Consider the following 23,160-nt stretch of genomic DNA (forward strand, 5'->3'; position numbering starts at 1 on the left):
CTCAATTCCCCCGGCGATGTCCCGGCTCATCGTGGAAATTAGCGCGCATTCCATGATGTTAGGACAATCGGACCGGTGCATTGGTTCAAATCGGCGGGGCGTCTGTCGCGGCGCTTCGCCGGGCTCTCAGACGCTCGGCAAGGTGAAAGCGAGCATCGCGGCGATATTCCTCGGTCGAGGCCCAGTTGGGTGAAACCCAGCTGGTCCACCCGAGGCGTCCGCTCTGTCCCAGCTTCATCGGGACGACCGCTCCCGCCGGAATGGCGAGTTCCACCTCCCACTCGAGTTCGTCGCCGATATAGAAGTAGACCGCGTCAGCCAGCGGCTCGGACAGGTTAGGCACTTCGGTGGGCAGGAACTGCTCGTATTGAGCAAAATCCTTCACGAAAACGCGAACCCTGATCTTGTCTTCGACACTGAACACCCGCGAGCCCAGAAGCGCGTCGTGGCCGAGCTTGGCGTGCGCCGCGCCGAGGCGGCTGCAATGGCTCGGATCGAATGGGAGCCAGGTGCCAACAAATTCGTCGATCTCGACCCTGACATCGAACAGCCCCTGCAGCAGCCGGGCCAGTCGTGACGCGGATTTCGCCCTGGGTGAGACCAGTCCAGCGAAGCTGAGCTTCGCCATGTCCGGTACCGTGTCTCGATTGGCAAAGATATCGGAGCCGAGGCCGGCAAAGGAGCCGACATAGGCGATGAAGCGGTCATCCGATGGCCTGTCATGCTGCGCGATCGGCCGTGCGTCCGCCCAGGCACGAAAGAACAATTGCAGAAAGCGTCCATTGAGAAGGTCGAGAAAGCGCGGAAAAGCGTCGTCTCGCATCAACTGCCAGCCGAGGCTCTCATCGGTGGTGGCCAGCGGCAGTGCGCCTTGCGGTCCGAGCAGACCGAGGAATTTGACCAGGATCCTGAGCCTGCCATCGCGGTCGTCGACCGAGCTCAGATTGGAAGCGGGAAATTCCAGATAGGGGGTTTGACCGAGGTCAACAAATTCCTCGCGACGCGCGGCACTGTCACCGATCCGCGGCCGATCCGGATTGGATCGCTCGAGCTGGCGGAGCGTCTGGAAGAAATCGAACCGCCAGGGCTCGGCCTTCATCTGGTCGATCAGCGTCACAGCGGCCTCCGGGTGCCCATGCGGGCCGGCCAGCGCATGATCTCGCCGCGTTCCGAAGTCGAGATGACGGTTTGGGTGAAGGTGTTGAAGCCCGAATATTCGGCGAAGAAGCGTTCCAGCACAGCCCCGAGCAGGAACACGCCACTGCCTTCGAATGCCTTCTCGTCGAGCGTGACGGTGATCTCCAGGCCGCGCGCTGCGCCACTGCCGGTACGCTCACGCACCCGCCGCACCACGGGCCTGCTCTCGACGCTGCGCACGCCGCGAATCTTGCGTTCCGTAGCGTCGTCGAACTGGTCGGCGAACAATGACAGCATCTCCCGCAGTGCTCCGGCGTTCTTGCCGCCGCTGCGTTCCACGAGGCCGAGATAGTTCAGACTCAGCATGTTGATCAGGCGCCAACTGACAACGCCGCTATTGGCGATTTCACTGCGACTGCGCAACTGCGCCACCACCGGTTCGCGTGGCCGGGTGGGACCGGCTATGCACATCAGCTCGAGCGAGGTGTCATCCAACAGGCGAAAGTCGGCTCCGCCCTGGCCGACCGGCAGATGTTCCGTGAGATGCCGGTTGGAGCACAACGCCCGGACGCTCAGCTCGGCGGCGGATCCGTCGCCGCTCAGGTCGCCGGGCTCGAGCAGCGAAAGGAACATGTCCGTCCCGGTGTAGTCGGAGGACGCGCCATAGGTCTTCTCTTCGACGGTGCGGCGCCGCGGTAGCCGACGAACGGTAAAATAAAGTCCCTCGACCGATCCGGCTGTCCGATCGACGGCGGCGGAGTACAGCGGACGCACGTGCCGCTTGTCCTTTTCTGCCGGAAAGTGCGCGTAAACCTCCAGCACCTGGTGCGGCTCGTATTCGAGATAGCGGCTTCGGTCGGGCACCACGTGGTATTCGTGGGTATTCGATTTGACCGGGATGCGATCGCTGGTTTTCTCGAACAGGTTGATTGCCGGGGCGGTGTAGAGACTGAAAGTCTCCGCCCGGACAGAGGCGGCAAGCCGTGAGTTGTGCTCATCGAACGCGAAGACGATATCGATTGACTTGCTGCGCAACCGCGGCATCACGGCGCGAAGTCCCGTCAGATTGACACCAAGGAACTTGCGCGGAAATACGAAATACTCCCGCAACAACTCCGAGCCGCGAAAGACCCGGTTGTCGTTCGGAAACAGGGATTCGTTCTCGCTGAAGCCGACTTGCTGCACACAGTCGTTCGGAGCCCGGATGACGACCGGATCGCCGAAATCGTCGAGATAACGAAAATAGAGGCCGACGCAGTTCGAGGTCAATTGTTCGTAAAGTGCGATAGCGTCTGACTCGGCGCCGGTCAGATAGATGGGCAGCTCGCTGGCGCGGCAGCCGGCGAACCAGGTCTCTGGTTTGCTGCGAGCTTCCGCGTCCGCCGGCTCTTCGTCGAGCCGTGCGGCGGTACGGTGGGTCAAGGAGAGCCGGAGCCCAGCGATGACCTCTCCGCCAACTGGAATCCCGAGGGCCTGCAATGCGCCCGCGGTCGCAAAATATTCGGCGCCAGTGACGTCAAACGGCCAAAGCACGATATCGCGGCAGAGCCGGAAACGGCAGGCAAGGCTCCGTTCCCTTTCGCGGTAGCTCGCATCGAAGTAGGCGCCCCGCGCGATTTTCCTGCCGTCGCGCAATGCCGGATCGGCATAGGTCGGCTGTGCCTTGACCAGCATGGCGGACGGAGTTGGCGCGAGATAGTTCGGAACCAGCTGTTCGAGCAGGTTTGCCGTGAACTCCGGAAATTCGTGCTTGAGCTTGAGCTGAACGCGAGCAGCAAGGAACGCGGCGCCTTCGAGCAGGCCCGAAATCATTGGATCTGAGCGATCGCGGATCAGGCCGCCGAGGCGCTCCGCGATGCCAGGATATTCCTCGGCAAAGTCTTCCGCATGCTCGTACAGCAGCGACAGTTCACGGTTGTAGAAGTCGAGGAACTCGCGATTCATGCTACATTCGATTGATCTGTATATCGCCGCTGTCGAGATCGACGTCGGCGACGAATTCCACGGGCACGTTGAGCGGCTCGCACTTCAGGTCGGTGTGCACGATGAAGCGAAGCTTGAGCTGCTCGGGGCCGACCGAGGTATCGCGCCGGACCCGGATGGATTTGCGGTCGAGCCTGGGTTCATAGGTCGTGAGCGACGTGCGCAGGGCATCGCTGAGCTCTTCGTCCGTCACATCGTCGATCGACCGGTTTGCGATATCGGGAAAGCCGTAGTTCAGGATCGAGGTCCGGACACAGTCGCGGCCTGTCAAGTCCAGGGTCGATTCGAGAGCAATTGTATTGAGAAGAGTTTCGAGATCATGCGAGACCTCTCGCCTCAGCAACGTTTCGGAGATCGGGAAACGGCCGACACTGCGCCGCCCCGCTATGACGCGCTCGCCGAACTGATCGCGCAGCTCGATCTTCTTGCGCGAATCACGAGCCTCGTGGGCCGCGCGAAAGGCCAGCATCAACGGAGGAGAAAGCCGGTCCTTCTTTGGCGTAACGGTCATCGACGGTCCCCATACCGCCGGCGCCGATTGCCACTATTGGCAGCCGGCGCCGAGCAGGAAGCTTGCGATCAGGCCCATTCCTTGTTGGCCGGAACGTCCCAGCCGAAGGTCGGCGATGCGCCGGCGCCGCCCTTTTCCGTCTGGGTCTTGTAGATCATCTTCACCTTCGCGAAGTTCAAGCTCACGTTTTCGGTGAGACGATCTTCGCCATGCGATCCGCCGGTCGATACGCTGGCGACCAGGACGTGCTTCATCTCGATCTTGAGATATTCCAGCGGATTTTCACCGGCCTTTCGGACAGTGAGGATCGCGGTATCGATGTGCTTGCCGTTGGCGCAGACCTTGAAGAGTTCGGGCGTCGCTTTGTCAACGAAGTGCGTGAAGTGGAGATCCTGCATGTTGACCTTGCCGGCGCCGCCGCCCGAGCCGCTGTGGAAGGTGCCGCTTTGGCTCTCGCCAAACGACCAACTCAAGATGTCGATCTCGTCCTTGTGTTTGTCGTCGAGCGACTCGCCCTTGATCGGATCGAGTTTCAGAAAGATGTCGACAGCCATAGAATAGTCCTTTCAAAAAGCCTTGGAAGAGTGACGGTTGCGATAACGCGGCGTCAGGAGCTCGGGCCTGGCAGGCGCGAAACAAGGCTGAGACCGACGTCCATCGCTTCCAATTGAAAATGTGGACGGAGGAAGAAGCGTGCGTTGTAGTATCCCGGGTTCTCCTCGTTTGCTATGACCTCGACTTTCGCAGCGGCCAGCGGCTTGCGCGCTTTCTGCGCCTCTGACGACAGGGCTGGGTTGGCATCAACGTACTCGTTGATCCAGGTCTGCAGCCACACCGTCAGCTCATCCTTCTCCTTCATGGATCCGATCTTGTCGCGAACCATGCATTTCAGGTAGTGCGCAAAGCGGGACACGGCGAACATGTAAGGTAGACGTGACGACAGGTTGTCGGATGCGGTTGCGTCCACACCCTTCTCGCCGAAGTATTTCTTCGGCTTGTAGAGCGACTGGGCACCGATGAACGCTGCCTTGTCGGTGTTCTTGCGATGGATCAGCGGAATCAGCCCCGATTTTGCAAGTTCGTGTTCACGACGGTCACTGATGGCAATCTCGGTCGGGCATTTCAGGTCCACCCCGCCGTCGTCAGTCGGGAAGGTGTGTGTGGGCAGATTGATCACCTCGCCGCCGGACTGGACGCCGCGAATGCGCGTGCACCAACCGAACTCCTTGAAAGCGCGATTGATGTTGACAGCCATCGCGTAGGACGCATTGATCCAGCCGTATTTGTCCCCGGTATGCCCGTCGGTCTCCTCTTCGAAGGCGAATTCTTCCACCGGCTCCGATTTCGCGCCGTAAGGGAGGCGGCCCAGCACTCGGGGCATGCACAAGCCGAGATAGCGCGAGTCGTCCTGGTCGCGCAGTCCCTTCCAGGCCGCATACTCCGGCGTGTCGAAAACCTTGCCGATGTCGCGAGGGTTCGACAGCTCAGTCCATGAATCCATTCCCATCAGGGTCGGCTCGGCGCCTGCGAAGAACGGAGCGTGTGCTGCGCCGGCGATCTTGCTGAGATCGCGCATCAACTGCACGTCGGTGGGGAGGTGGCTGAAATAGTAGTCGCCGATCAGGCAGCCGAATGGCTCGCCACCCAACTGTCCGAACTCGTATTCATAGATCTGCTTGAACAGCGGGCTCTGGTCCCAGCGCGCATCGGGATAAAGCCGCAGGTTCCGATACAGCTCGGTCTTGGAGACGTTCATCACCCGGATCTTGAGGTTGGCGTCGGTCTCGGAATTGAAGACGAGGTAGTGGAGACCGCGCCAGGCACTCTCGATCGCCTGGAATTCGGGTGCGTGCAGGATCTCGTTCATCTGCGCGGTCAGCTTCTGATCGATCCGCGCGATCATCTCCTCGATGGTGTCGAGCACGTCCGACTTGATGACGCTGGTGTCCTTCAGCGCCTCTTGAACGAGCGTGGACACCGCGTTCTCGACTTCGGTCGCCGCACGTTCGGTGCGCGGCTTGAAGCTTTGCTTCAGCAGGGCAGCAAACTCGTCAGCTTCGACGGTCTTGACCTGGGTGGTGGTCTCTTTGTGAGTTGCTTCTTTTGCCATGGTCCCCATCCCTTCCGTTAGCTGTTGGTGTCGGCTTCGGTTGACTGGCTGGTCGCGCGCTCGCGCAGTGCGGCCATCAGTTGAGGATCGGCGAGGAGTTTCTTCAGCTGATCCTCGGCGCCCACCTTGCCATCCATGTAGCGGAGCAGGTTGGCGAGTTGTTCGCGCGCCTCGAGCAGCTTGGCCGTAGCCGGTACCTGGCGGGCGACCGCCACCGGCGTGAAGTCGGACATCTTGTTGAAGCTCAGGTTGACGGAGATCTTTTCGTCAGACCCGTCGCTAAGACGATTGGCGACACGTGCCGTCACGCCGGGCTGGATCGCCGCCATGCGGTTATCGAAATTGTCCATGTCGAACTCGAGGAACTTGCGCTCCTCGACCTTCGCCTTCTCGACGCCGGGGTTGTTGCCGGAAAGATCGGACAGGACGCCCATGACAAACGGCAGCTCGATCAGCCGCTCGGCGTCGTAGGGATCTTCGTAAGTGATGTGCACGCGCGGTGCGCGGTTTCGGCGAATGAACTTTTGTCCGCTGTCGGTTGCCATTGGGTTGCCCTCTTCACAAAATCTGTGCGGAAGCCGACTTGCGCGACGCAGGCTCGGGAAGTGCCTCGGTCTTTCGTCAGCGGAGCTTCCTTCTCTTAGTCCCGTCGAACGGAAGGCGGGTTCAATTCGATTTATCGATCGCCTTCAGAGCGCCCTCGGGCAGGACGTCACTCAGCAGGCTGAGGAAATCTCGTTGTGCGAGTTCGCGCGCGCGATCGACCAGAAACGGGATCGGGCTGGACGGCTCCGCGGCGCGGAAGAAAGACGCAACCTTGGTCAGCAAATCCAACGCCTGCGCTCTGTTTTCTGCCGCAAAAACAGTATCTTGAGGGTCATTTTCTTCCGCAGCTGGGAGCGATGTGGCGAATTCCGCCATGCGCTCGATCGGCAGGTCGAAAACCTTGTCACGTCCGATATTGATGGCAGCGCTCTCGACGTGAGCGGGCATCAGCATCCGCATCACTTCGATAAACGATTTGCCAACCATGTCCTGCGCCTGCCGCACCAGCAAGAGCGCCGGGCTCGACGGTTCCTTCCGAGCGAAATAGTCGGCGGCTGCCGCCAGCGCCGCGGATGCCCGGCCCGGTGAGGTCACTGCGCCGGCCATTTCAATGGGAAGCTGCTGGTTGTCTTGAGCAGTTTCGTCCGGAGATGGAGCAACTGCGGTTGGATCGCGTGCTGTGACCAGGCCCGCGAGCCAGTTGGCCATGCCATTCGCGACACCCGCAAGCCTGTCGAGACTGACGGGTTGCCCCGAGTTCAACTTTTCGTGCCAAGCCGATTTGATGCCGGCAATCTCGGCCGCGACCGCGGAACAGCGGGCGCTCAACGATTTGAGGGTGTCGAGGTCGGTCTCGCCGATGATGCGCTCGATGGTTCCGAGGTCAGGCGCGTCGACGTCAGCGTCAGCGGCGGGAATTTCGCCCTTGGCAATCTGATAGGCACGGTAGTTGAGGCTGCCATGCCTGCGATTTTCGATCAGGGGGAGGAATTGGAGCGGGTTGATCACCGTCGGAAACACGTCGATCGCCTCGACGGTGACGGCGCGAAAGGCATAGTCGCCGTCCTCGCCCCTCGGGTGAACCGCTTCCCATTGTTCGCGGAGCAGCAAGGTGGTCGCCTTCAGGCAGCTGAGAAAGCCGTCGAGATCGCGGTTCAGGATGGAGAATTTGGCGAGCAGCATGGTCAGCCGCAGATCGCGGGTGCGTGCCAGGAGGGGCTGCGCGGCGGCGAACTGGCCGGCAATATCGATGGCCTTCGGGTCGAAGCGTCCGCGCTCTCCGTTGGCGTTGACGACCTCGAAATACGACATCGGCAGCAGCGATTCCGCACCTGCGAAGAAGTTCAGGTACTGGACATCCCCGGTCGCATCGAGGTCAGGCCCGCAGGGATCGTCCGGGGCTATGGGCTGGGTCAGGGATGTGACATCGAGCATGCAAAGATGGTCCGTCTGCGGGGCCCTGGCCCCCTTTTGCCAAGTCCGTCACATGTGGCGGATCAGGCGGGGATCATGATCCTATTGTCTGTTAGGTCAGATCAACGATGACCTCGGTTCATTCCCGGCGGCCACGACCGTTTCGCGTGAACCAACAAGCTCTTGGAGCCGACTACAAGAGTGCCGGGATGGTTCCATCGGGCGCGTCCTTTGGCGCGTCAGGAGAGGGCGACACCGGGCGGACTTGTCGGTCATCCCACCGATGGCTGGCTCGGATTCGGTTGTTTCGTGCTTGACGACCTGATGCGCCGGTTGCGCGGATCGTGCGGTCAACGAAGGAGTTTAACGCCCACATGGGCCAGCTTACCCAGGATACCCGCCTTTGCGAGCTCAAGACCCCCCTTGGCAAGGACGTTCTGGTTTTTGTCAGGTTCGAGGCCTCTGAAGGTCTGAGTGAACTGTTCGAATATCGTATCGAGTGCCTCAGCGAGGACGCCGATCTCGACTTCGATCGCGCAATCGGCCAGCAGTGCACGCTCACCATCAAATTGCACGGGAAGGAGCGCGAGTTCAGCGGCATCCTCACGGAAGCGCAATGGCTCGGGGTCAAGAACGACTATTTCAGCTACCGGATCGTGCTGAGGCCCTGGTTATGGCTGCTGTCGCGCACCACCGATTGCAGGATTTTTCAGGACAAGAAGGCGCCCGACATCATCAAGGACGTCTTCAACGAGCGCGGCTTCACGGATTATGAGTCCAAGCTTACCGAAGAGGGCTCATGTCCGAAGCTCGAGTATTGCGTTCAGTATCGCGAGACCGATCTGGATTTCGTGTGCCGGCTGATGGAACAGCACGGCATCTACTACTTCTTCAAGCATGAGGGTGGCAAGCACACGCTGGTGCTGGCTGACTCCAAGTCCTCGCACAGCCCAATCAACGGTCTCGCAAAGATACCCTATATCCCGCTGACCGGATCCGACCGTCGCGAGGAGCAGCATATTTATGAGTGGGTTTCCGAGCGCCGGTTTCGCACCGGCAAGTTCGAGCTTAACGACTACAACTACCAGAAACCCAACGCGCAGATGATCAGCGACGCCAAGGGCTCCGAGCACTACACACGATCCGAGATGGAGGTCTACGACTATCCCGGCAAGTTCAAGGAGAAATCCGACGGCGAGCGATACGCCAAGATTCAACTCCAGGCCGAGCAGGCGATGGATCGGCGCCGCCGCGGCAACGGCGACGCCGTCAGCCTGTTCCCCGGCGGACTAACCAAGCTCGAGAAGCACTCGAAAGACTCGCAGAACGTTGAATATCTCGTCGTACGAGCAGCTCACTCGTTTTCCATCGAGTCCTATCGCACTGGCGGTCCCGGCGACGGCGGACAGCACGTCTACTTCGGCAGCTTCGAATTTCTGCCAAGCGATCGGCCGTTTCGATCCCCCATGATGACGCCGAAGCCGAGGATCAATGGTATCCAGACGGCCAAGGTCGTCACCAAGGACGACAATTCGAGCGAGGAAATCGACGTCGAGTCGCTGGGCGAAATCTATGTTCGCTTTTTCTGGGATCGAAAGAAGAAGCGGTCGTGCCGGTTGCGCGTGGCCCAAGTCTGGTCCGGCAAGCGCTGGGGCGGTCAGATCATCCCGCGCGTCGGGCAGGAAGTCGTCGTGGAATTCCTGGAAGGAGACCCCGACCGGCCGTTGGTGATCGGCACGGTGTATAACGATGAATACAAGCTGCCCTACGATCTGCCGTCCAAGAAGACGATTGCGGGATTGAAGTCCGACTCGACCAAGGGAGGAGGCGGTTATAACGAATGGAACTTCGAGGACAAGAAAGGGTCCGAGAAGATCACCCTGCACGCCGAAAAGGACCACGACGTAACGGTCCGCGACACCGAGACCAGGACCATCGGTGAAGCCGCGTTCGGCGGCGATACCCGCAAGACCACACTCAAGAACGGCAATGACAAGCTTGATATCGAATTGGGTGGTCAGCACATCAAGCTGGCGATGGATCAGTCCGTCAATGCAGGGCTGAGCATCACGCTCATGGCCAATGTCAACATCACCCTCCAGGTTGGTCCCAGCCAGATCATCCTGACTCCCGCCGGAATCGTCATCAACGCCCCGACCATCACCATGACCGCGCAGGCCGCCATGGCACTCGCGGCCGGCGGCCCGTTGGTTGCCCACGGCACACCAACCATTGTCGGCTGACGGCCATGGGTCAGGTTCGGTTCAGCACAGTCCGCGATCTGTTCGAAGCCTATCCGCTGGCGCGCTACGACGTCGGCAAAGCCTCCGCGGACAAGTTGTCGCTGGATTTCCTGCAGGAGGCCGCTGATGCAGGCAACTGGCACCAGGCTGTATCCTTCTGCGCGTATCTGCTCCCCAGGCGCGTGGCCGTCGCTTGGGGATGTCGCTCGTTGCGCCAGATGTTCGACCATTTCGACGGCAACGAAGGCAGGTCGCTCGGCTTTGCGGAGACCTGGGTCCGCCAGCCAGACGAGCAATCGCGTAACAAGGCGTTGGCGGTCGGCAATGCCAACGATCCCGAGCAGCCGGCGACTTGGCTGGCGCTGGCGGCGGGCTGGTCTGGCGGAAGCGTGGTCCCAGCGGAATTTGCCCCGGTCGAAGCCAAGCCAGATCAGACGGCGCGGGCGGTTCGCGCAGCTCTTTTGATCGGACTTTGCCGGCTCACCCGCGAGTCCAGGGACCGGATAATGACGGCCTGCCTGGAGGATGGTATTCAGTTGGCACGCGGCGAACCGCGCCCTCTGCGCTGACGAGACGATGTGATGGTGCTTCGCTTCAACATCGAGAACGAGCCCAACCTCCCCGATGGCGGACCTGTGTCATTTACGGTCACCGGAAGGCGCTCGGTCGATATAGGCCGCGATCGTCATCTCGATTGGACATTGCCCGATCCGTCTCGGATGATTTCGGGGAAGCATTGCGAGGTCCATTTTCGCGACGGCGGCTATTGGTTGCACGACGTCTCGACCAACGGCACGTTTCTCAATGGGGCCGACCAGCGCATACGGGGAGCGCATCGGCTGCGCAATGGCGATCGGCTCGTCATCGGCCACTATGTCATTGGCGTTTCGCTGGACCTGGACGAGCGTGCCGAGGGCACTCCGAGCCATGGCGCGCAGCAGCAAGCTCCGCCCGCGCAGCAGCACGCCGATTACCAGGAACTGTGGGCTCCCGGTCGCGACGTGCCGCCGCCAATCGACCCCCAGCAGTTGAGAAAGCCGCGCGAAGCAGCGCGGCCGGTCAATGCGGAATTCCTGGACTGGGCGGCGAGCGTTCCGCCGGCGGGCGTCGACCCCGTCCGGCATTCGCCGCAGATGCTTCCACGGGAGTCGCCCCTGCGCGACGACATGAGCTGGGCAGCCGGTCCCGCCGCCATGCCCAAACCGCCGGTCGACGTGCTGCACGCGATGCCGACGCCGCGCCGACCATCGGTCTGGGCCGATGATGAAGCGGCTGCCTCGCCACCGCCGGCGCCGCCACCGGCAGGGCATGCGGGAGCGCCGCGGCCGCAGATGGTCGAGCCGGCACCGGCCACGGCCGCGTCGATCGGCAATCCCGAGTTTGCGCGCCTGGTGGCACGTGCTGCGGGACTGCCGGACAATTTCTTTGCCGACAAGACCGAGGCCGAACTCGCGGAGCAGCTGGGCATCATCCTGCGCATGACCGTGGAAAACTTGATGGCTCTGCTGCAGGCGCGGACCCAGGCCAAGCAGCTGACGCGCAGCACCAGTCAAACCACCATCCAGGCCATCGAGAACAATCCGTTGAAGTTCTCGCCGACAGCGGAAGACGCGATGCGTATCCTGTTCGGGCCGCCGACGCGCAGTTACCTCGATGCGCCGCATGCCTTCGCGCAGGGCTTCAAGGATCTCAAATCCCATCAATTGAAGACCTATGCGGCAATGCAGCATGCCGTCAGCGGGCTGATCGCCAGTATCGATCCGACGCTAATGGTGCGCGAGCTCGAGCTTCAGCGCGGCGCAAGATCCTTTTTCGGCTCGAATAAGAGTAAGTTGTGGGATGAATTCCTGACGCGCTGGAAGGCGCATCTCGGTCGCGACGAAAGCGCGCCGATCGATACCTTCATGCTGCATTTCTCTGAATATTACGACCGCGCAGACAAGTCGGGGTCAAAGTGAACTGTCGGTGACGATGCCGTCGCCGATCATTGCCAAGTGGATGCAGGAATGTCCTGGTACAGCAAAGTTTTCTGGTCGGAAGGTCTGTTTCTGCGGCCGCATCATCTGCAGCAGAACGATCGCTATCTCGAGCATCTGCTGGAAAAGCGCGTTCGTTACACAACACCGTACCCGTGGGGCTTTGCCCAGCTCGAGATCGACAACGACCTTACTCAACAGAGCAAATTCGCCGTGCGCAGTGCGACCGGCGTCATGCCTGATGGAACGCCGTTCGATATCCCTGCTGACAGTCCGATCCCGGAAGCCATCGAAGTGCCGGATTCGGCCGCAGGCCAGATCGTCTGGCTGATGATGCCGGTCGCGGCGCCCAATACGCGGGAGGTGGATGAGGATCGCACCGACAGCGCCAGTCGTTACGTTCGGACTTCCGAAACGTTTATCGATTCGACCTCGGCGCTGCGCATCGAGGAAGAGATCGACATTGTTTATCCGCGGCTGTCGTTCGAGCTACGCAAGACCAGCAAGCCGGGATACATGGGTCTCGGGATCGCCCGCATCCTCGAGGTACGCGACAAGAATATCCTGTTCGACGACAAGTTTGTGCCGCCGATGCTGGTCTGCGCCGCACATCCGGTCGTCGATGGCTGGCTCAATCGCATCATTGGCTGGGTTGAGACCAAACTCGACGAGCTTGCACGCTACGCGGTCGATCCTTCGTCCGGCGGCGGTTTGCAGAGCGTCGATTACCTGGTGCTGCAGGTTCTGAACCGGACCATTCCCGTACTGACTCATTTCAAGCGGTCCGGCAGCGTACATCCCGAGCGGCTGTACGAAGAGCTACTGAGGTTTGCTGGTGAGCTTGCGACCTTCGCGACGACCGAACGACGCGCGCGGGACTACCCGGCATATGATCACGACAACCTCGAATACGTCTTCACGCCGCTGGTGCGCGACATCCAGGATTTCCTGAGCGCGCGGCTGGGCAGGCGGGCGATCCGTCTGGAGATCATCGAACGCGCCCAGAACGCATTCGTATCGCCGATCCGCGATCGCGCGTTGTTCCGAAATGCGACCCTCGTGCTGGAGGTCGCCGCGCGGCGGCCACTGGTGGAGATTCAGAACGAATTCCCGCACCTGTTCAAGGTCGGGCCCAATACCAAAATGACCGAGATCGTGCACGCAAACCTGCCGGGTTTGACCTTGGTGCATCTGCCGACGCCGCCACCGCACATCCGAGCCATCACAGACCACGTTTATTTCTACCTCGATCGCAAGTCGCCGCTGTGGCCCGAGTTCAGCACTGCGGCCTCGATCGGGATGCATTTTTCCGGCGACTGGCCGGAGCTTGAGTTGTACCTTTGGGCCATCCTGGAAGAGCGGCCATGACCGACAGGGACAAGCCGGTTAATCCTTTCGGTCGGGGTGAGCGGACCATCATCCGTCCGAACCCCGGCGGGAAGATGCCGCCGGCTCCGGCTCCTCAATCTCCGGCGGGCGAGGGACCTGCAAGCCGTCCAGCGTATTCGCCATCGCCCGTGGCTTCGCCTGGTGCCCCTTCGTCGCCGTCATTTTCTCCTGTACCGCAGGGCGCAAGCTACGCCGCCCCGCCGACCAGCCAACAGTCCGAGGAATGGATTTCGACACCGGCGCAGGCTCAGGCGCCGCAACTCTTGCCGCCCGGACCGCCCTTGCGGGTCGACGATCTGGTTGCGCCAAATGCCAATCCGGTGATGCGCGCCGGCGGCCCTTTGCTGCAGTTGCTTGGCCGGCTGCGAGTAGCGTTGATGCGGGCGTCATTCGCGAGCCTGATGGAGCAGGTCGCCGACGCCATCAAGTTCTTCGAGAAGGATATCCGCTCGGCCGGCATTTCCGAGCACCAGGCCAATACGGCGAAGTATATCCTGTGCGCCACCGCCGACGATATTGTGCAGCACATTCCGACCGACGACCGACACGTCTGGGCCCAATATTCGATGCTCAGCCGGTTCTTCGGCGAACGCGTGGGCGGCGTACGCTTCTTCGAGATCCTCGACCATTTGAAGACTGATCCGCTGGTCAACTATCCGGTGCTCGAACTCCAGCACGCCTGCCTTGCGCTCGGGTTCCAGGGCATTCACCGGACGTCGCCGGGCGGGCTTGCGAACCTCCAGGTGATCCAGCGCAACCTCTACGAAACGCTGCGCCGGGTTCGGCCCAAGCCGACCAACGATTTGTCGCCGCACTGGCGCGGACAGGCCTTGGCCGGTCGGCGGAAGCACCTGCGTGTTCCCGTTTGGCTGGTGGCGGCCGTGGTCGCCGCGTTGCTAACGGGATCCTATTTTGTCCTGCGGACGTTGCTGGCTGGTCGTGCAGAGAATGCTGCGGAAGTCGCGCTGGCACTGCATCCCGGCGATCCGATCGAGCTGAAGCGCCGGGTCGTTGCGCCGCCGCCACCTCCGCCTCCGCCGCCACCCCCGGACCGCATCACCCAGCTGCAGCGGATTCGCAACGCGCTTGCACTGGAGAAGACGGCTTGCGCCATGACGGCGGATCAGACGGCGAGCTTCATCGTGATCAGGGTCTGCGACCTCGCATTGTTTGCCTCGGGCCAGGCAACCATCCTGGATGGTTTCAAGCCGATCGCGACCCGGGTTGCGGCGACGCTCGACAAGGAGCCCGGCCGAATCCGGGTGGTTGGCCATACCGACAGCTCGCCGATCCGCACCGTGCGTTTCCCCTCGAATTTCGAATTGTCGGTGGAACGCGCCAAGGCGGTTGCCGCCGCGCTGAAACCCGGCCTGGCCGATGGTTCGCGCGTCGACGTCGACGGCAAGGGCTCGGATTCACCAATTGCCAGCAATTCGACACCCGAGGGGCGCGCCAAGAACCGTCGGGTCGAAATCTTCATCGAACGTAGCGAATAGGCGGACGTCACAAGCTCACGCGATAAGCGACAGGTACCGGTAAATATGCTCGCCAAGGACATTCTACGCATCGTTCTCTACGGAGTCGGGCTCAGCTCGCTTGGGGCGGTGATCTACCTTGCCGGTCCCTTCATTGCTTTCGGCGACTGGCATCCGTTGGAAAACCACATCATTCGCCAGATCGCGATCCTGCTGCTCGGCGCCGCGGCAGCAGGTGTCACCGGTCTTCATTTCTTCAAGCGACGCAAGAAAGCCAAGGAAATCGCCGACGGCGTCAGCGGTGCGGATCAGGCTGTCAGCGACGAGCCGGTGCTCAAGGAGCGCATGAAGGATGCGCTCTCAACACTTAAGACTGCGAGCGGCAACAAGTCCGGTTATCTCTACGATCTGCCCTGGTATGTGATCATCGGCCCGCCCGGCGCCGGAAAGACCACGGCGCTGGTGAATTCGGGGCTCAAGTTTCCGCTCGCGCGAGGGGCAACGCCGGCGGCGATCGCCGGGGTCGGCGGCACTCGCTACTGTGATTGGTGGTTCACCGAGGAAGCGGTGCTGATCGATACTGCCGGTCGCTACACAACCCAGGATTCAAACAGCAAGGCCGACAAGGAAAGCTGGATCTCCTTCCTGGATATCCTGAAGAAAACTCGATCGCGCCAGCCGATCAACGGCGTTCTCGTCGCAATCAGTCTGGAAGACGTGCTGACGCTGCCGAAGCAGGAACTCGCGCTTCATGCCGATGCCATTAGGATGCGGCTCCTCGAGCTGCATCAGCGGCTGAAAGTGAGCTTCCCGGTCTACGCGCTGTTCACCAAGGCCGATCTCGTCGCCGGCTTCACCGAATATTTCGCGTATCTCGGCGAGGCCGGCCGGCGCCAGGTCTGGGGCGCCACTTTCCAGACCGCCGACAAGACCCAGAACCTGGTGGGGCAGGTCCCGGTCGAGTTCGATCGCCTGCTGGAGCGCCTGAGCGAGGAAACGCTCGACCGTCTGCAGGACGAGCCGACGCCGCAGCACCGGGTGCAGTTGTTTGGCTTCCCGGCGCAAATGGCGCGGCTCAAGCCGCAGATCCACGATTTCCTCAACCAGATTTTTGAGCCGACGCGATATCACGTGAACGCCAATCTGCGTGGGTTCTATTTCACATCGGGCACTCAGCAGGGTACGCCGATCGATCAATTGATCGGATCGCTGGCGCGTACATTCGGCGCGGAGGAAGTCGGTGCAGGAGCCTACTCCGGAACCGGCAAGAGCTATTTCCTCGCCGATTTGATTTCGAAGGTCATCATCGGTGAGGCTGATTGGGTCTCGACCGACCGTGCTGCGGTGCGCCGCGCCCTGATCCTCAAGACCGCGGCGCTGTCGGTGATCGGTTTGGTGGCGATCGGACTGATCGGTGCGTGGCTGACCAGCTACAAGCGCAACTCCGACCTGATCGAGCAGAGCTTGCAGGCGGACAACGAGTATGCCGCCGCCGGTGCGCCGCTCATCAAGCAAACGCTGATCGCCGATCACGATCTCGACAAGGTGCTGCCGCTGCTCTATCGGCTGCGGAACGCCCCCGCGGGCTACGCCTCACGGAATGAGCCGGTAGCACTCTCGGCGCGCTACGGGCTCAGTCAGCACGCGCGCCTGTTATCGCCTGCAAAGGCGGCCTATCACACCGCGCTTGAGCGCATGTTCAGGCCTCGGCTGTTGTACCGTTTGGAGGAGCAGCTCAATGCGCGCATCGCCGAGCCTGCCTTCGTCTATGAGGCGCTGAAGGTCTACCTGATGCTCGGCGGCCTGCAATCCCCGGACCGCGAGCTCATCCGCTCCTGGATGCAGCGCGACTGGGCGGACAACCTTTATCCTGGCGCGACCAACGCGGAAGGACGGCGTCTGCTGGATGAAAATCTCATGGCAATGTTCGACCTCGAAACCGAACAACCGCCGCTGGTCGAGCTTGATGGCCGGCTGATCAAGCAGGCCCAGAATTCATTGGCGCGCCTCAGCGTATCGCAACGTGCCTACGAGTTCCTGAAGTCGGAGGCTCGTGGATCGGCCGCTGGCGACTGGATCGCCAGCCGCCGAGGCGGACCTGATGTCGCAGTCGTGTTCGAAACCACGACCGGGCAGCCCTTGGACAACGTGCGGGTGCCCGAGTTCTTCACCTATAACGGCTTCAATCAGAAGTTTATCGCTCGACTGCCCGGATTGTCGGAGCGCATGAAGCGGGAGCGGTGGGTCTTGGGTGACGCCGGCCAGCAGTCGGCAATTGACCAGCAGTATGACAACCTGGCTGGCGATCTGCTCAGCATCTACTCCAATGATTTTGTAACGGCGTGGCGTACTGCGCTCGGCAGCCTGCGTCTGAAGAAATTGCTCGCCGACAAGCCGAAATACGAGGTGCTGAGGGCGCTTTCGGCGCCGACCTCGCCGATGCGGCAAATCCTGGAATCGGTGCGCGATGAGACCATGCTGACCAAGGAACGCCCGAAGCCGGCGAGCACCGGAACGCCGGCCGTGCCGCCTGCGGTGACCACGCCGGCGCTGTTCAACAATGCCCAGGATGGTACACCGGGCGCGACGATTGAGTCGCAGTTCAAGCCCTACCATGCAGCGCTTGAGGGGGAGAGCACCCGCCGGCCGATCGACTCGACGATCGCAAACCTGAACGACATTGCGCAAAATCTGACGCTGATGATCGAGAATCCGCAACTGACGGCGCAGGCAACTGCGGGGCTTCAGACCCAGGTTGCTGCGCTGCGCAACAATGCCTCGCGTATGCCGCCGCCATTTTCAGATATGCTGCGGGCGGCAGCCGCGGAGTTCGAAGGCAGCATCGCCGCCTCCACGGCCGGTCAAATATTGCAGTCGCTGCGCGATCAGGTCACGCCGGTCTGTCAGCAGACGGTGACCAACCGCTACCCGTTTGTACGCAGCAGTGGTCAGGAAGTCCCGCTCGCTGATTTCGCCAAGCTGTTCAGCCCGAACGGCATCATGGACAAGTTCTTCACCCAATTCCTGGCGCCTTATGCCGATACTTCGCGCTCGGACTGGGTCTGGCGGAAGGAGAGCCCCGTCGGACGATCGTTCTCGCCCGACACGTTGAAGCAGTTCCAGAATGCCGCCTATATCCGCGATGCGTTTTTCCAGACCGGAGGCGGCGTGCCGGCAGTGTCCTTTGCGATCCGACCGCCGGCTGCGGCCGGACCGGGCATCACAGTCAAGACCGAGATCGGTGGCACGACGATCAACAGCCCCACCACACCAGGACCAGCCGCAGCTCCCTCCATGTTTGGCGCGCCGCAACCCGCCGCTCCGTCGCCGCCGCAGAGCAATTCGCCGACGACGGTCCTCTGGCCCGGCCCATCGCCGCGGACGGCAATTTCGGTCAGCAACGAGTCCGGCTCGCCATCCGTACTTGAGCGCATCGGCCCCTGGTCATTGTTCCGAATGCTGGAGGCCGGCTCGCTGGTCGCCAAGGCGGAAACCGCCAGCGCAACCTTCATTGTTGCCGGACGTGAGCTCAACTATCAGATTTCCACCGGATCGTTGCGCAATCCGCTAAACCTGTCAGTGCTCCGCGAGTTTCGTTGCCCGACCGGAATATGACCATGCGATGCGGCTTATTCGGCAAGATCGGCGCGAAGCGCGATTTCATCGCGATCGCGACGCCGCGCAGCTTCCTGGAAGTCTGGGAGCCGTGGGTGCAGGCTGCCATCTCCGCGAGCCGCCATCAACTCGGCTCCGCCTGGCAGGAAGCATTCCTGACCGCGCCGGTTTGGCGGTTCTGGCTTGGCGGCGCGATCTGCGGCACCACCGTCGCAGGAGCGATCATGCCGTCGCTTGACGGGGTGGGGCGATACTATCCGTTGACGTTGCATGCGGTGCTGGATGGTGACGCCGCGCTGCCGCCGCCGAACATCGATCCGCAGGACGAATGGTTTGCGCAAGTGGAGACATTCCTGCTCTCGACCCTGGACCGGGCGGCGACGTTCGAGCAGATCTCCGATGCGCTGGATCGTCTCGCGCTTCCGCGTCTGCGGGCGTCAGGGACTGATGGAGCGCCAATCGTGTCGCTGAGTGACACGACGCTGGGAATGGTTTCGTCGGCCGATGGGTTTGCCGAGTCGTTCGGCACGCTCTGCGGCGCGAACCCTCAAATCTATGCCGCGGCTAGTTTCTGGTGGACCGCCGGAGGCGAAGGGTTCCCGCCGATCGCACTCTGTTGCCGCGGATTGCCGGATCCGTTTCACTATTCCACGCTGCTGACCGGCGACGTCAGCCGCGCGGTAGCCGGGACGGGATGACGCGCGATGGTACACGTCCCGTCCTTGTTCGATGTCGGTAGCGTCACTCATGCCGGACGGGTGCGGGCGCGGAACGAGGATTCGTGTCTGGTCAGAACCGACGTCGGCCTATGGGCGGTCGCTGACGGCATGGGCGGTCATGAGGCAGGCGATCTTGCCAGCCGCATCGTGGTACAGTCGCTTGATGCGATCGCCGCGCCGGACTCCGCGGCGGACCTGTTGGCGCAATGCGAGGCGCGCCTGTTCAGCGCCAACCAGCAGATTTTGGCACTCAGCCAGGCAAGGCAGGGTGCCACTGTCGGGACCACAACGGCAGTCCTGCTCGTACGCGACGACCATTATGCCTGCATATGGGCGGGAGACAGCCGGGTGTACCTGATCAACCGCCATGGCATCACCCAGGTGTCGCACGATCACAGCGAGTTGGAGGAACTGATCGCCGGCGGCGCGCTATCGCGCGAAGAGGTCCAGGATTGGCCGAACAATGCCATCACCCGGGCTGTCGGCGTTGTCGCCGACCCCGAGTTCGAGGTGGTGACCGGTCCGGCCGAACCGGAAGACATCTTCGTGATTTGCAGCGACGGCTTGACCCGACACGTGCAGGATGACGAGATTCAGCAGCACGCGGCCACTCGCCTTGCCCAGACAGCATGCGACGACATGCTTGCGCTCGCGCTCGATCGCGGCGGGCTCGACAATGTTACGATCGTGATCGTGCGATTGCTCGCGCCACGATCCTCAGAGCCCACGAGGACGCCGCTCGATCAGGAGCCGCGAGCATGACCGCGAACGATCCGTTTCGATCATCCTACCGCGGTGTGCCGGCCGGCACCCGGCTCAACGGCATTTACGAGATCGAAGCGATGATCGGGGCAGGCGGTATGGGGGAAGTCTACCGATGCCGCGAGATCCAGACCGGATCGCCCGTTGCGGTCAAGATGTTGCTGCCCGACATGGTCGATAACGAGGCGGCACTTGCGCTGTTCCGCCGGGAGGCGGCGGCACTTCACAATCTTCCGCATGAAGCGATCGTTCGCTACTTCCTGTTCACGGTCGAACCCGTGCTGCAGCGCCCGTATCTCGCGATGGAATTCGTGAACGGGCGCTCGCTGTCGAACATGCTCGACGATGGGCCGCTGACCTTCGAAGCGCTGATCAAGTTGATGCAGCGGGTCGCATCGGGCCTGCAGGCCGCTCACGAGCACGGCATTATCCATCGCGATGTCTCCCCCGACAACATCATCGTGCCGCTCGATGATATAAGGCGGGCGAAGATCATCGACTTTGGTATCGCTCGGTCGACCCAGATGGGTGACAAGACCATCATCGGCTCCGGCTTCGCCGGCAAGGATAATTACGCGTCGCCGGAACAGGTCGGCTTGTACGGCAATGATGTCACCGCGAAGTCCGATGTCTACAGCTTTGGTCTCGTGCTGTTCCAAGCCTTGACCGGGCAGAAGCTCGATATGGGCGGAAGCCAGTTTCAACTGGTCGAGAAACGTCGGCGTGTGCCCGATCTCGGCGCAGTGGATCTGCGTATCAGGCCCCTGCTCGAGAGGATGCTGCAGCCGGACCCGGCCTTGCGCCCGACCATGGCGGAGGTCGCCAACTGGGCGCCGGCGGCTTCGGCTCAGCCGTCTGCCGTACCGCTCCACGGCTTCGATCCATTGGGGAAGCCGGAAGCCGGGACGTCTGCGCAGCAGGAGCGGGTGCCATCGACCACGCGGAACTCTCGCCGCATCTGGCTCGGCGCCTGCGTCGCAGGGCTGCTGCTTCTGCTGGGGGGCGGTGGGTACAGCTTCTATAAATTTGTCTGGTCGTCATCAGGTCTGGCGGCCTTGCCGCCACCGCCGAAACTCGCCGCGACACCCGCGCCGCCGAGGATCGAGCCTGCTCCGCCACAGCCAGCACGTCAGGAGCCGGTGAAGCTGCCGTCTCAGCCGACGGTGACGCCGTCTTCGTCGCCCGATGGGCCGGGTCGAGCCGAGCGCATCCGGAGATATGTCGCCCAATATGCGGGCGGCGACTGCTTCTTCATCCTGCCTGTTGCAGTGAGCGCAAGCGCAGCTGTCATTGAGGGATTCGGCGCCTCGACCGCCCCGTTCGATACCTTCGACAAGGCGTTTCGAAAGGAGCAGGGATTTGAGGCTTCGGTCGGCGTCAGGCAGGTGAATCCAGCACAATGTCCGGCCGTCAAATTCTTGAGTCAGGTCGGAAGCGATCAAGCGCGTGCGCCGCGCATCAACCTGTCAGCGACGGAGCTGAAGGCCGGCGAAACCCTGAACGGGACCATCGAGAATTTTGCCAACCGGGTGGTGGAACTGCTCATGGTCTCGGATCGAGGCGAGGTGCAAAGCCTGTCCTATCTCCTGAAGCCGGGCATCGACTCGCTTTCTTTTGCCCTGCCGATGGCACGCTCAACCGGTCCGCAGCTCCTGTTGGTCGTTGCGGCCCCACGTGTTCTGGACTCGCTGCGCCAGCCGCGACCGATGGCGGCCGACACATTCTTCCTGCAAGCGATCAGCGAAGCTCAGCGCGGCAATGTGACCCTCACGGCGGCTGCACGCTATGTGATGCTCACGAATTGAGCTGTTCTTCAGAACTTGCCGATCATCAAGATCTTCAGGTCGGCATCCGGCTTGAATTCGCTTGCCGTGAATTGACGCGCGTTGCTGGCAGGTGACGGCTTGAGCTGACCCGGACAAAAACTGACCAGACGGTCGTCGCCGCCCGGATCGATCGTCAACGTGAAGGACCGGATTGGACCCGCCCAGTTCGCACCCGTCTTGAGCACGTAGGAAATGCGCCGCTCCTGCAGCTTTGCCGCGTTGTCCTGGCTGTTGCCGGTGCGCTTGTCCAATTCGGCAAGGAACGCATCCGTGACGCAATACTCTTTCCTGTACCGCTCGACTTCCGGACCTAGCGCTGCGCTGCGACGCAGACCCGAGCGCAGGACCGTGTCAGGGCTGGAGCCGACGCTCGGGCGATACTGATGTTCGACGATGACGGTACGCGCGGGTGGAAATACTTGCTCGCGAACAGCGGAAGTCTTGGTTATCCAGCCGGGCGTGTATTGCTGGCGGCCGTTGTCGCTCATGCCGGCAGGCATGAGAAGGCCGTCATCGATCAGCTTCGTGCGGGTTGTCGCCGGCAGGTCGGCCACCCGGATCTCCCGATCACCGAGCGGCAGCAGGGGCAGCTTGAACTGACGGAGAAGGGCGGTGACATCCTTATTGCCGACCATGGCGCGCTGGTCGATGGTCAGCGGCACCGGGTTGCCGTCGATCCTGGTCTCGAACTCAACGAAGTTGACCGGATTGCTCGATGGAAGCGCAATGTTCTCGGCCTCGGACAGGTCGATATCGGGCAGCGGAAAAGCGACAGTGAGTGCAACCGGCTTGCTCGTCTGGTTGACGAATTGGTAGCGAACGCTGACCTTGTCCAGCCCGATACGAAGCTCCTCGCTCGCCATGGTCACATCCTTGGTGCGAACGAATTGCAGCCCGCCGATGGACAATTCGGCGGCGGAATCGTTTGCCCGCGCGGGCCAGCTGGTTGCGGCCAACAGGGCGATCATCAGGGCGCGCGATCTCAAGGACGGCCCGCTTAACGCTCCATTTGCCATGCCGGCCTCCATGCGGCGCCGCAGCGTCTGCCCGTGTGGGGTCAATCGATCGCCTGGTAAAGCTCTCCCCATTCCGGCTTCCAGACGCCATCCCGGTCGCAAACCACGATCGCGAGCTTCATGTCGTTGGCGAGCCGGATTGCGCCGCGAAAGGCGTCCTGGGCGGGCATATGGGCGCTGACCTGGTCGCTGCTCAGGCGTCCCCCGCTTGCGGCGGCTGGCAACACGATCGACCCGGAGGCGCCCCCATCGTCGCGCCTCAAAACCAGAGTAATCGCGTCGGGCTGGATTTCGCTGACTTGCTCAAATCTGTTTTTGGCCATGATTTTGCACTGCAAGCTGAAGGAGTTCGGACTATCACCGTCCAGTGAAAGAGTTGAACGGGATTGGGGTTGCTCGCCACTAATTGACGCTGCGCTTGCGCAGTCTTGGATTAGTC

18 protein-coding genes are annotated in these 23,160 nt (G+C 61.8%); 9 read left to right on the forward strand and 9 right to left on the reverse strand.

Annotated elements, in window-relative coordinates:
• Positions 1-85: 85 nt before the first annotated feature.
• The 7 genes from tssG to K359_RS0115735 all read right to left on the reverse strand — a co-directional run bounded on the left by tssG (position 86) and on the right by K359_RS0115735 (position 7,721).
• Positions 86-1,150, reverse strand: a complete 1,065-nt coding sequence (gene tssG / locus K359_RS0115705; RefSeq protein WP_029080196.1) for a type VI secretion system baseplate subunit TssG — start codon at positions 1,148-1,150, stop codon at positions 86-88.
• Entirely contained in the window at positions 1,114-3,081 is a 1,968-nt protein-coding gene (tssF, locus tag K359_RS0115710) for a type VI secretion system baseplate subunit TssF (RefSeq protein WP_029080197.1), read from the reverse strand. Before tssF ends, tssG begins: the two co-directional genes overlap by 37 nt.
• Before the next feature lies 1 nt (position 3,082).
• Complete coding sequence (gene tssE / locus K359_RS0115715) at positions 3,083-3,631, reverse strand: type VI secretion system baseplate subunit TssE (RefSeq protein ID WP_029080198.1); 549 nt, start codon at positions 3,629-3,631, stop codon at positions 3,083-3,085.
• Between the two features lie 68 nt (positions 3,632-3,699).
• Positions 3,700-4,185, reverse strand: a complete 486-nt coding sequence (locus K359_RS0115720; protein WP_029080199.1) for a type VI secretion system tube protein Hcp — start codon at positions 4,183-4,185, stop codon at positions 3,700-3,702.
• A 53-nt stretch (positions 4,186-4,238) separates the two neighbouring features.
• Positions 4,239-5,741 (reverse strand): type VI secretion system contractile sheath large subunit, encoded by a 1,503-nt coding sequence (gene tssC / locus K359_RS0115725; protein ID WP_029080200.1) that lies wholly within the window; start codon positions 5,739-5,741, stop codon positions 4,239-4,241.
• Positions 5,742-5,758: 17 nt separating this feature from the next.
• Positions 5,759-6,286 (reverse strand): type VI secretion system contractile sheath small subunit, encoded by a 528-nt coding sequence (tssB, locus tag K359_RS0115730; RefSeq protein WP_029080201.1) that lies wholly within the window; start codon positions 6,284-6,286, stop codon positions 5,759-5,761.
• Between the two features lie 121 nt (positions 6,287-6,407).
• Positions 6,408-7,721 carry an ImpA family type VI secretion system protein gene (locus tag K359_RS0115735; protein WP_029080202.1) on the reverse strand — a complete coding sequence of 438 codons (1,314 nt, stop codon included), beginning with the start codon at positions 7,719-7,721 and terminating at the stop codon, positions 6,408-6,410.
• Positions 7,722-8,074: 353 nt separating this feature from the next.
• On the opposite strand from K359_RS0115735, the gene K359_RS0115740 reads away from it, so the two are divergent.
• The 9 genes from K359_RS0115740 to K359_RS0115780 all read left to right on the forward strand — a co-directional run bounded on the left by K359_RS0115740 (position 8,075) and on the right by K359_RS0115780 (position 21,684).
• Positions 8,075-9,943 (forward strand): type VI secretion system Vgr family protein, encoded by a 1,869-nt coding sequence (locus K359_RS0115740; protein ID WP_029080203.1) that lies wholly within the window; start codon positions 8,075-8,077, stop codon positions 9,941-9,943.
• Positions 9,944-9,948: 5 nt separating this feature from the next.
• Positions 9,949-10,512: a hypothetical protein gene (locus tag K359_RS0115745; protein ID WP_029080204.1), complete on the forward strand. Its 564-nt coding sequence runs from the start codon at positions 9,949-9,951 to the stop codon at positions 10,510-10,512.
• A 12-nt stretch (positions 10,513-10,524) separates the two neighbouring features.
• A complete protein-coding gene (gene tagH / locus K359_RS0115750; RefSeq protein ID WP_029080205.1) occupies positions 10,525-11,901 on the forward strand; it encodes a type VI secretion system-associated FHA domain protein TagH in 1,377 nt (458 codons plus the stop codon).
• A 48-nt stretch (positions 11,902-11,949) separates the two neighbouring features.
• Positions 11,950-13,287 (forward strand): type VI secretion system baseplate subunit TssK, encoded by a 1,338-nt coding sequence (tssK, locus tag K359_RS0115755; RefSeq protein ID WP_029080206.1) that lies wholly within the window; start codon positions 11,950-11,952, stop codon positions 13,285-13,287.
• A 302-nt stretch (positions 13,288-13,589) separates the two neighbouring features.
• Positions 13,590-14,804: a type VI secretion system protein TssL, long form gene (gene tssL, locus K359_RS0115760; RefSeq protein WP_256375156.1), complete on the forward strand. Its 1,215-nt coding sequence runs from the start codon at positions 13,590-13,592 to the stop codon at positions 14,802-14,804.
• A 45-nt stretch (positions 14,805-14,849) separates the two neighbouring features.
• Positions 14,850-18,398 (forward strand): type VI secretion system membrane subunit TssM, encoded by a 3,549-nt coding sequence (gene tssM, locus K359_RS0115765; protein WP_029080208.1) that lies wholly within the window; start codon positions 14,850-14,852, stop codon positions 18,396-18,398.
• Entirely contained in the window at positions 18,395-19,096 is a 702-nt protein-coding gene (gene tagF, locus K359_RS0115770; protein WP_029080209.1) for a type VI secretion system-associated protein TagF, read from the forward strand. Before tssM ends, tagF begins: the two co-directional genes overlap by 4 nt.
• Before the next feature lie 6 nt (positions 19,097-19,102).
• Positions 19,103-19,879 (forward strand): PP2C family serine/threonine-protein phosphatase, encoded by a 777-nt coding sequence (locus K359_RS0115775; RefSeq protein WP_029080210.1) that lies wholly within the window; start codon positions 19,103-19,105, stop codon positions 19,877-19,879.
• Positions 19,876-21,684 carry a serine/threonine-protein kinase gene (locus tag K359_RS0115780; RefSeq protein ID WP_029080211.1) on the forward strand — a complete coding sequence of 603 codons (1,809 nt, stop codon included), beginning with the start codon at positions 19,876-19,878 and terminating at the stop codon, positions 21,682-21,684. Before K359_RS0115775 ends, K359_RS0115780 begins: the two co-directional genes overlap by 4 nt.
• 8 nt (positions 21,685-21,692) lie before the next feature.
• Here the strand turns inward: K359_RS0115780 and K359_RS0115785 are convergent, their stop codons facing one another.
• Both K359_RS0115785 and K359_RS0115790 read right to left on the reverse strand, forming a co-directional pair.
• Positions 21,693-22,673, reverse strand: a complete 981-nt coding sequence (locus K359_RS0115785) for a DUF4424 domain-containing protein (RefSeq protein ID WP_029080212.1) — start codon at positions 22,671-22,673, stop codon at positions 21,693-21,695.
• Between the two features lie 89 nt (positions 22,674-22,762).
• Positions 22,763-23,044 (reverse strand): hypothetical protein, encoded by a 282-nt coding sequence (locus tag K359_RS0115790; RefSeq protein ID WP_029080213.1) that lies wholly within the window; start codon positions 23,042-23,044, stop codon positions 22,763-22,765.
• Positions 23,045-23,160 lie beyond the last annotated feature (116 nt).

Origin of the sequence: Bradyrhizobium sp. th-b2, assembly GCF_000426785.1 — a bacterium.
In the GTDB taxonomy this organism is placed as follows: Bacteria; Pseudomonadota; Alphaproteobacteria; order Rhizobiales; family Xanthobacteraceae; genus Bradyrhizobium; species Bradyrhizobium septentrionale.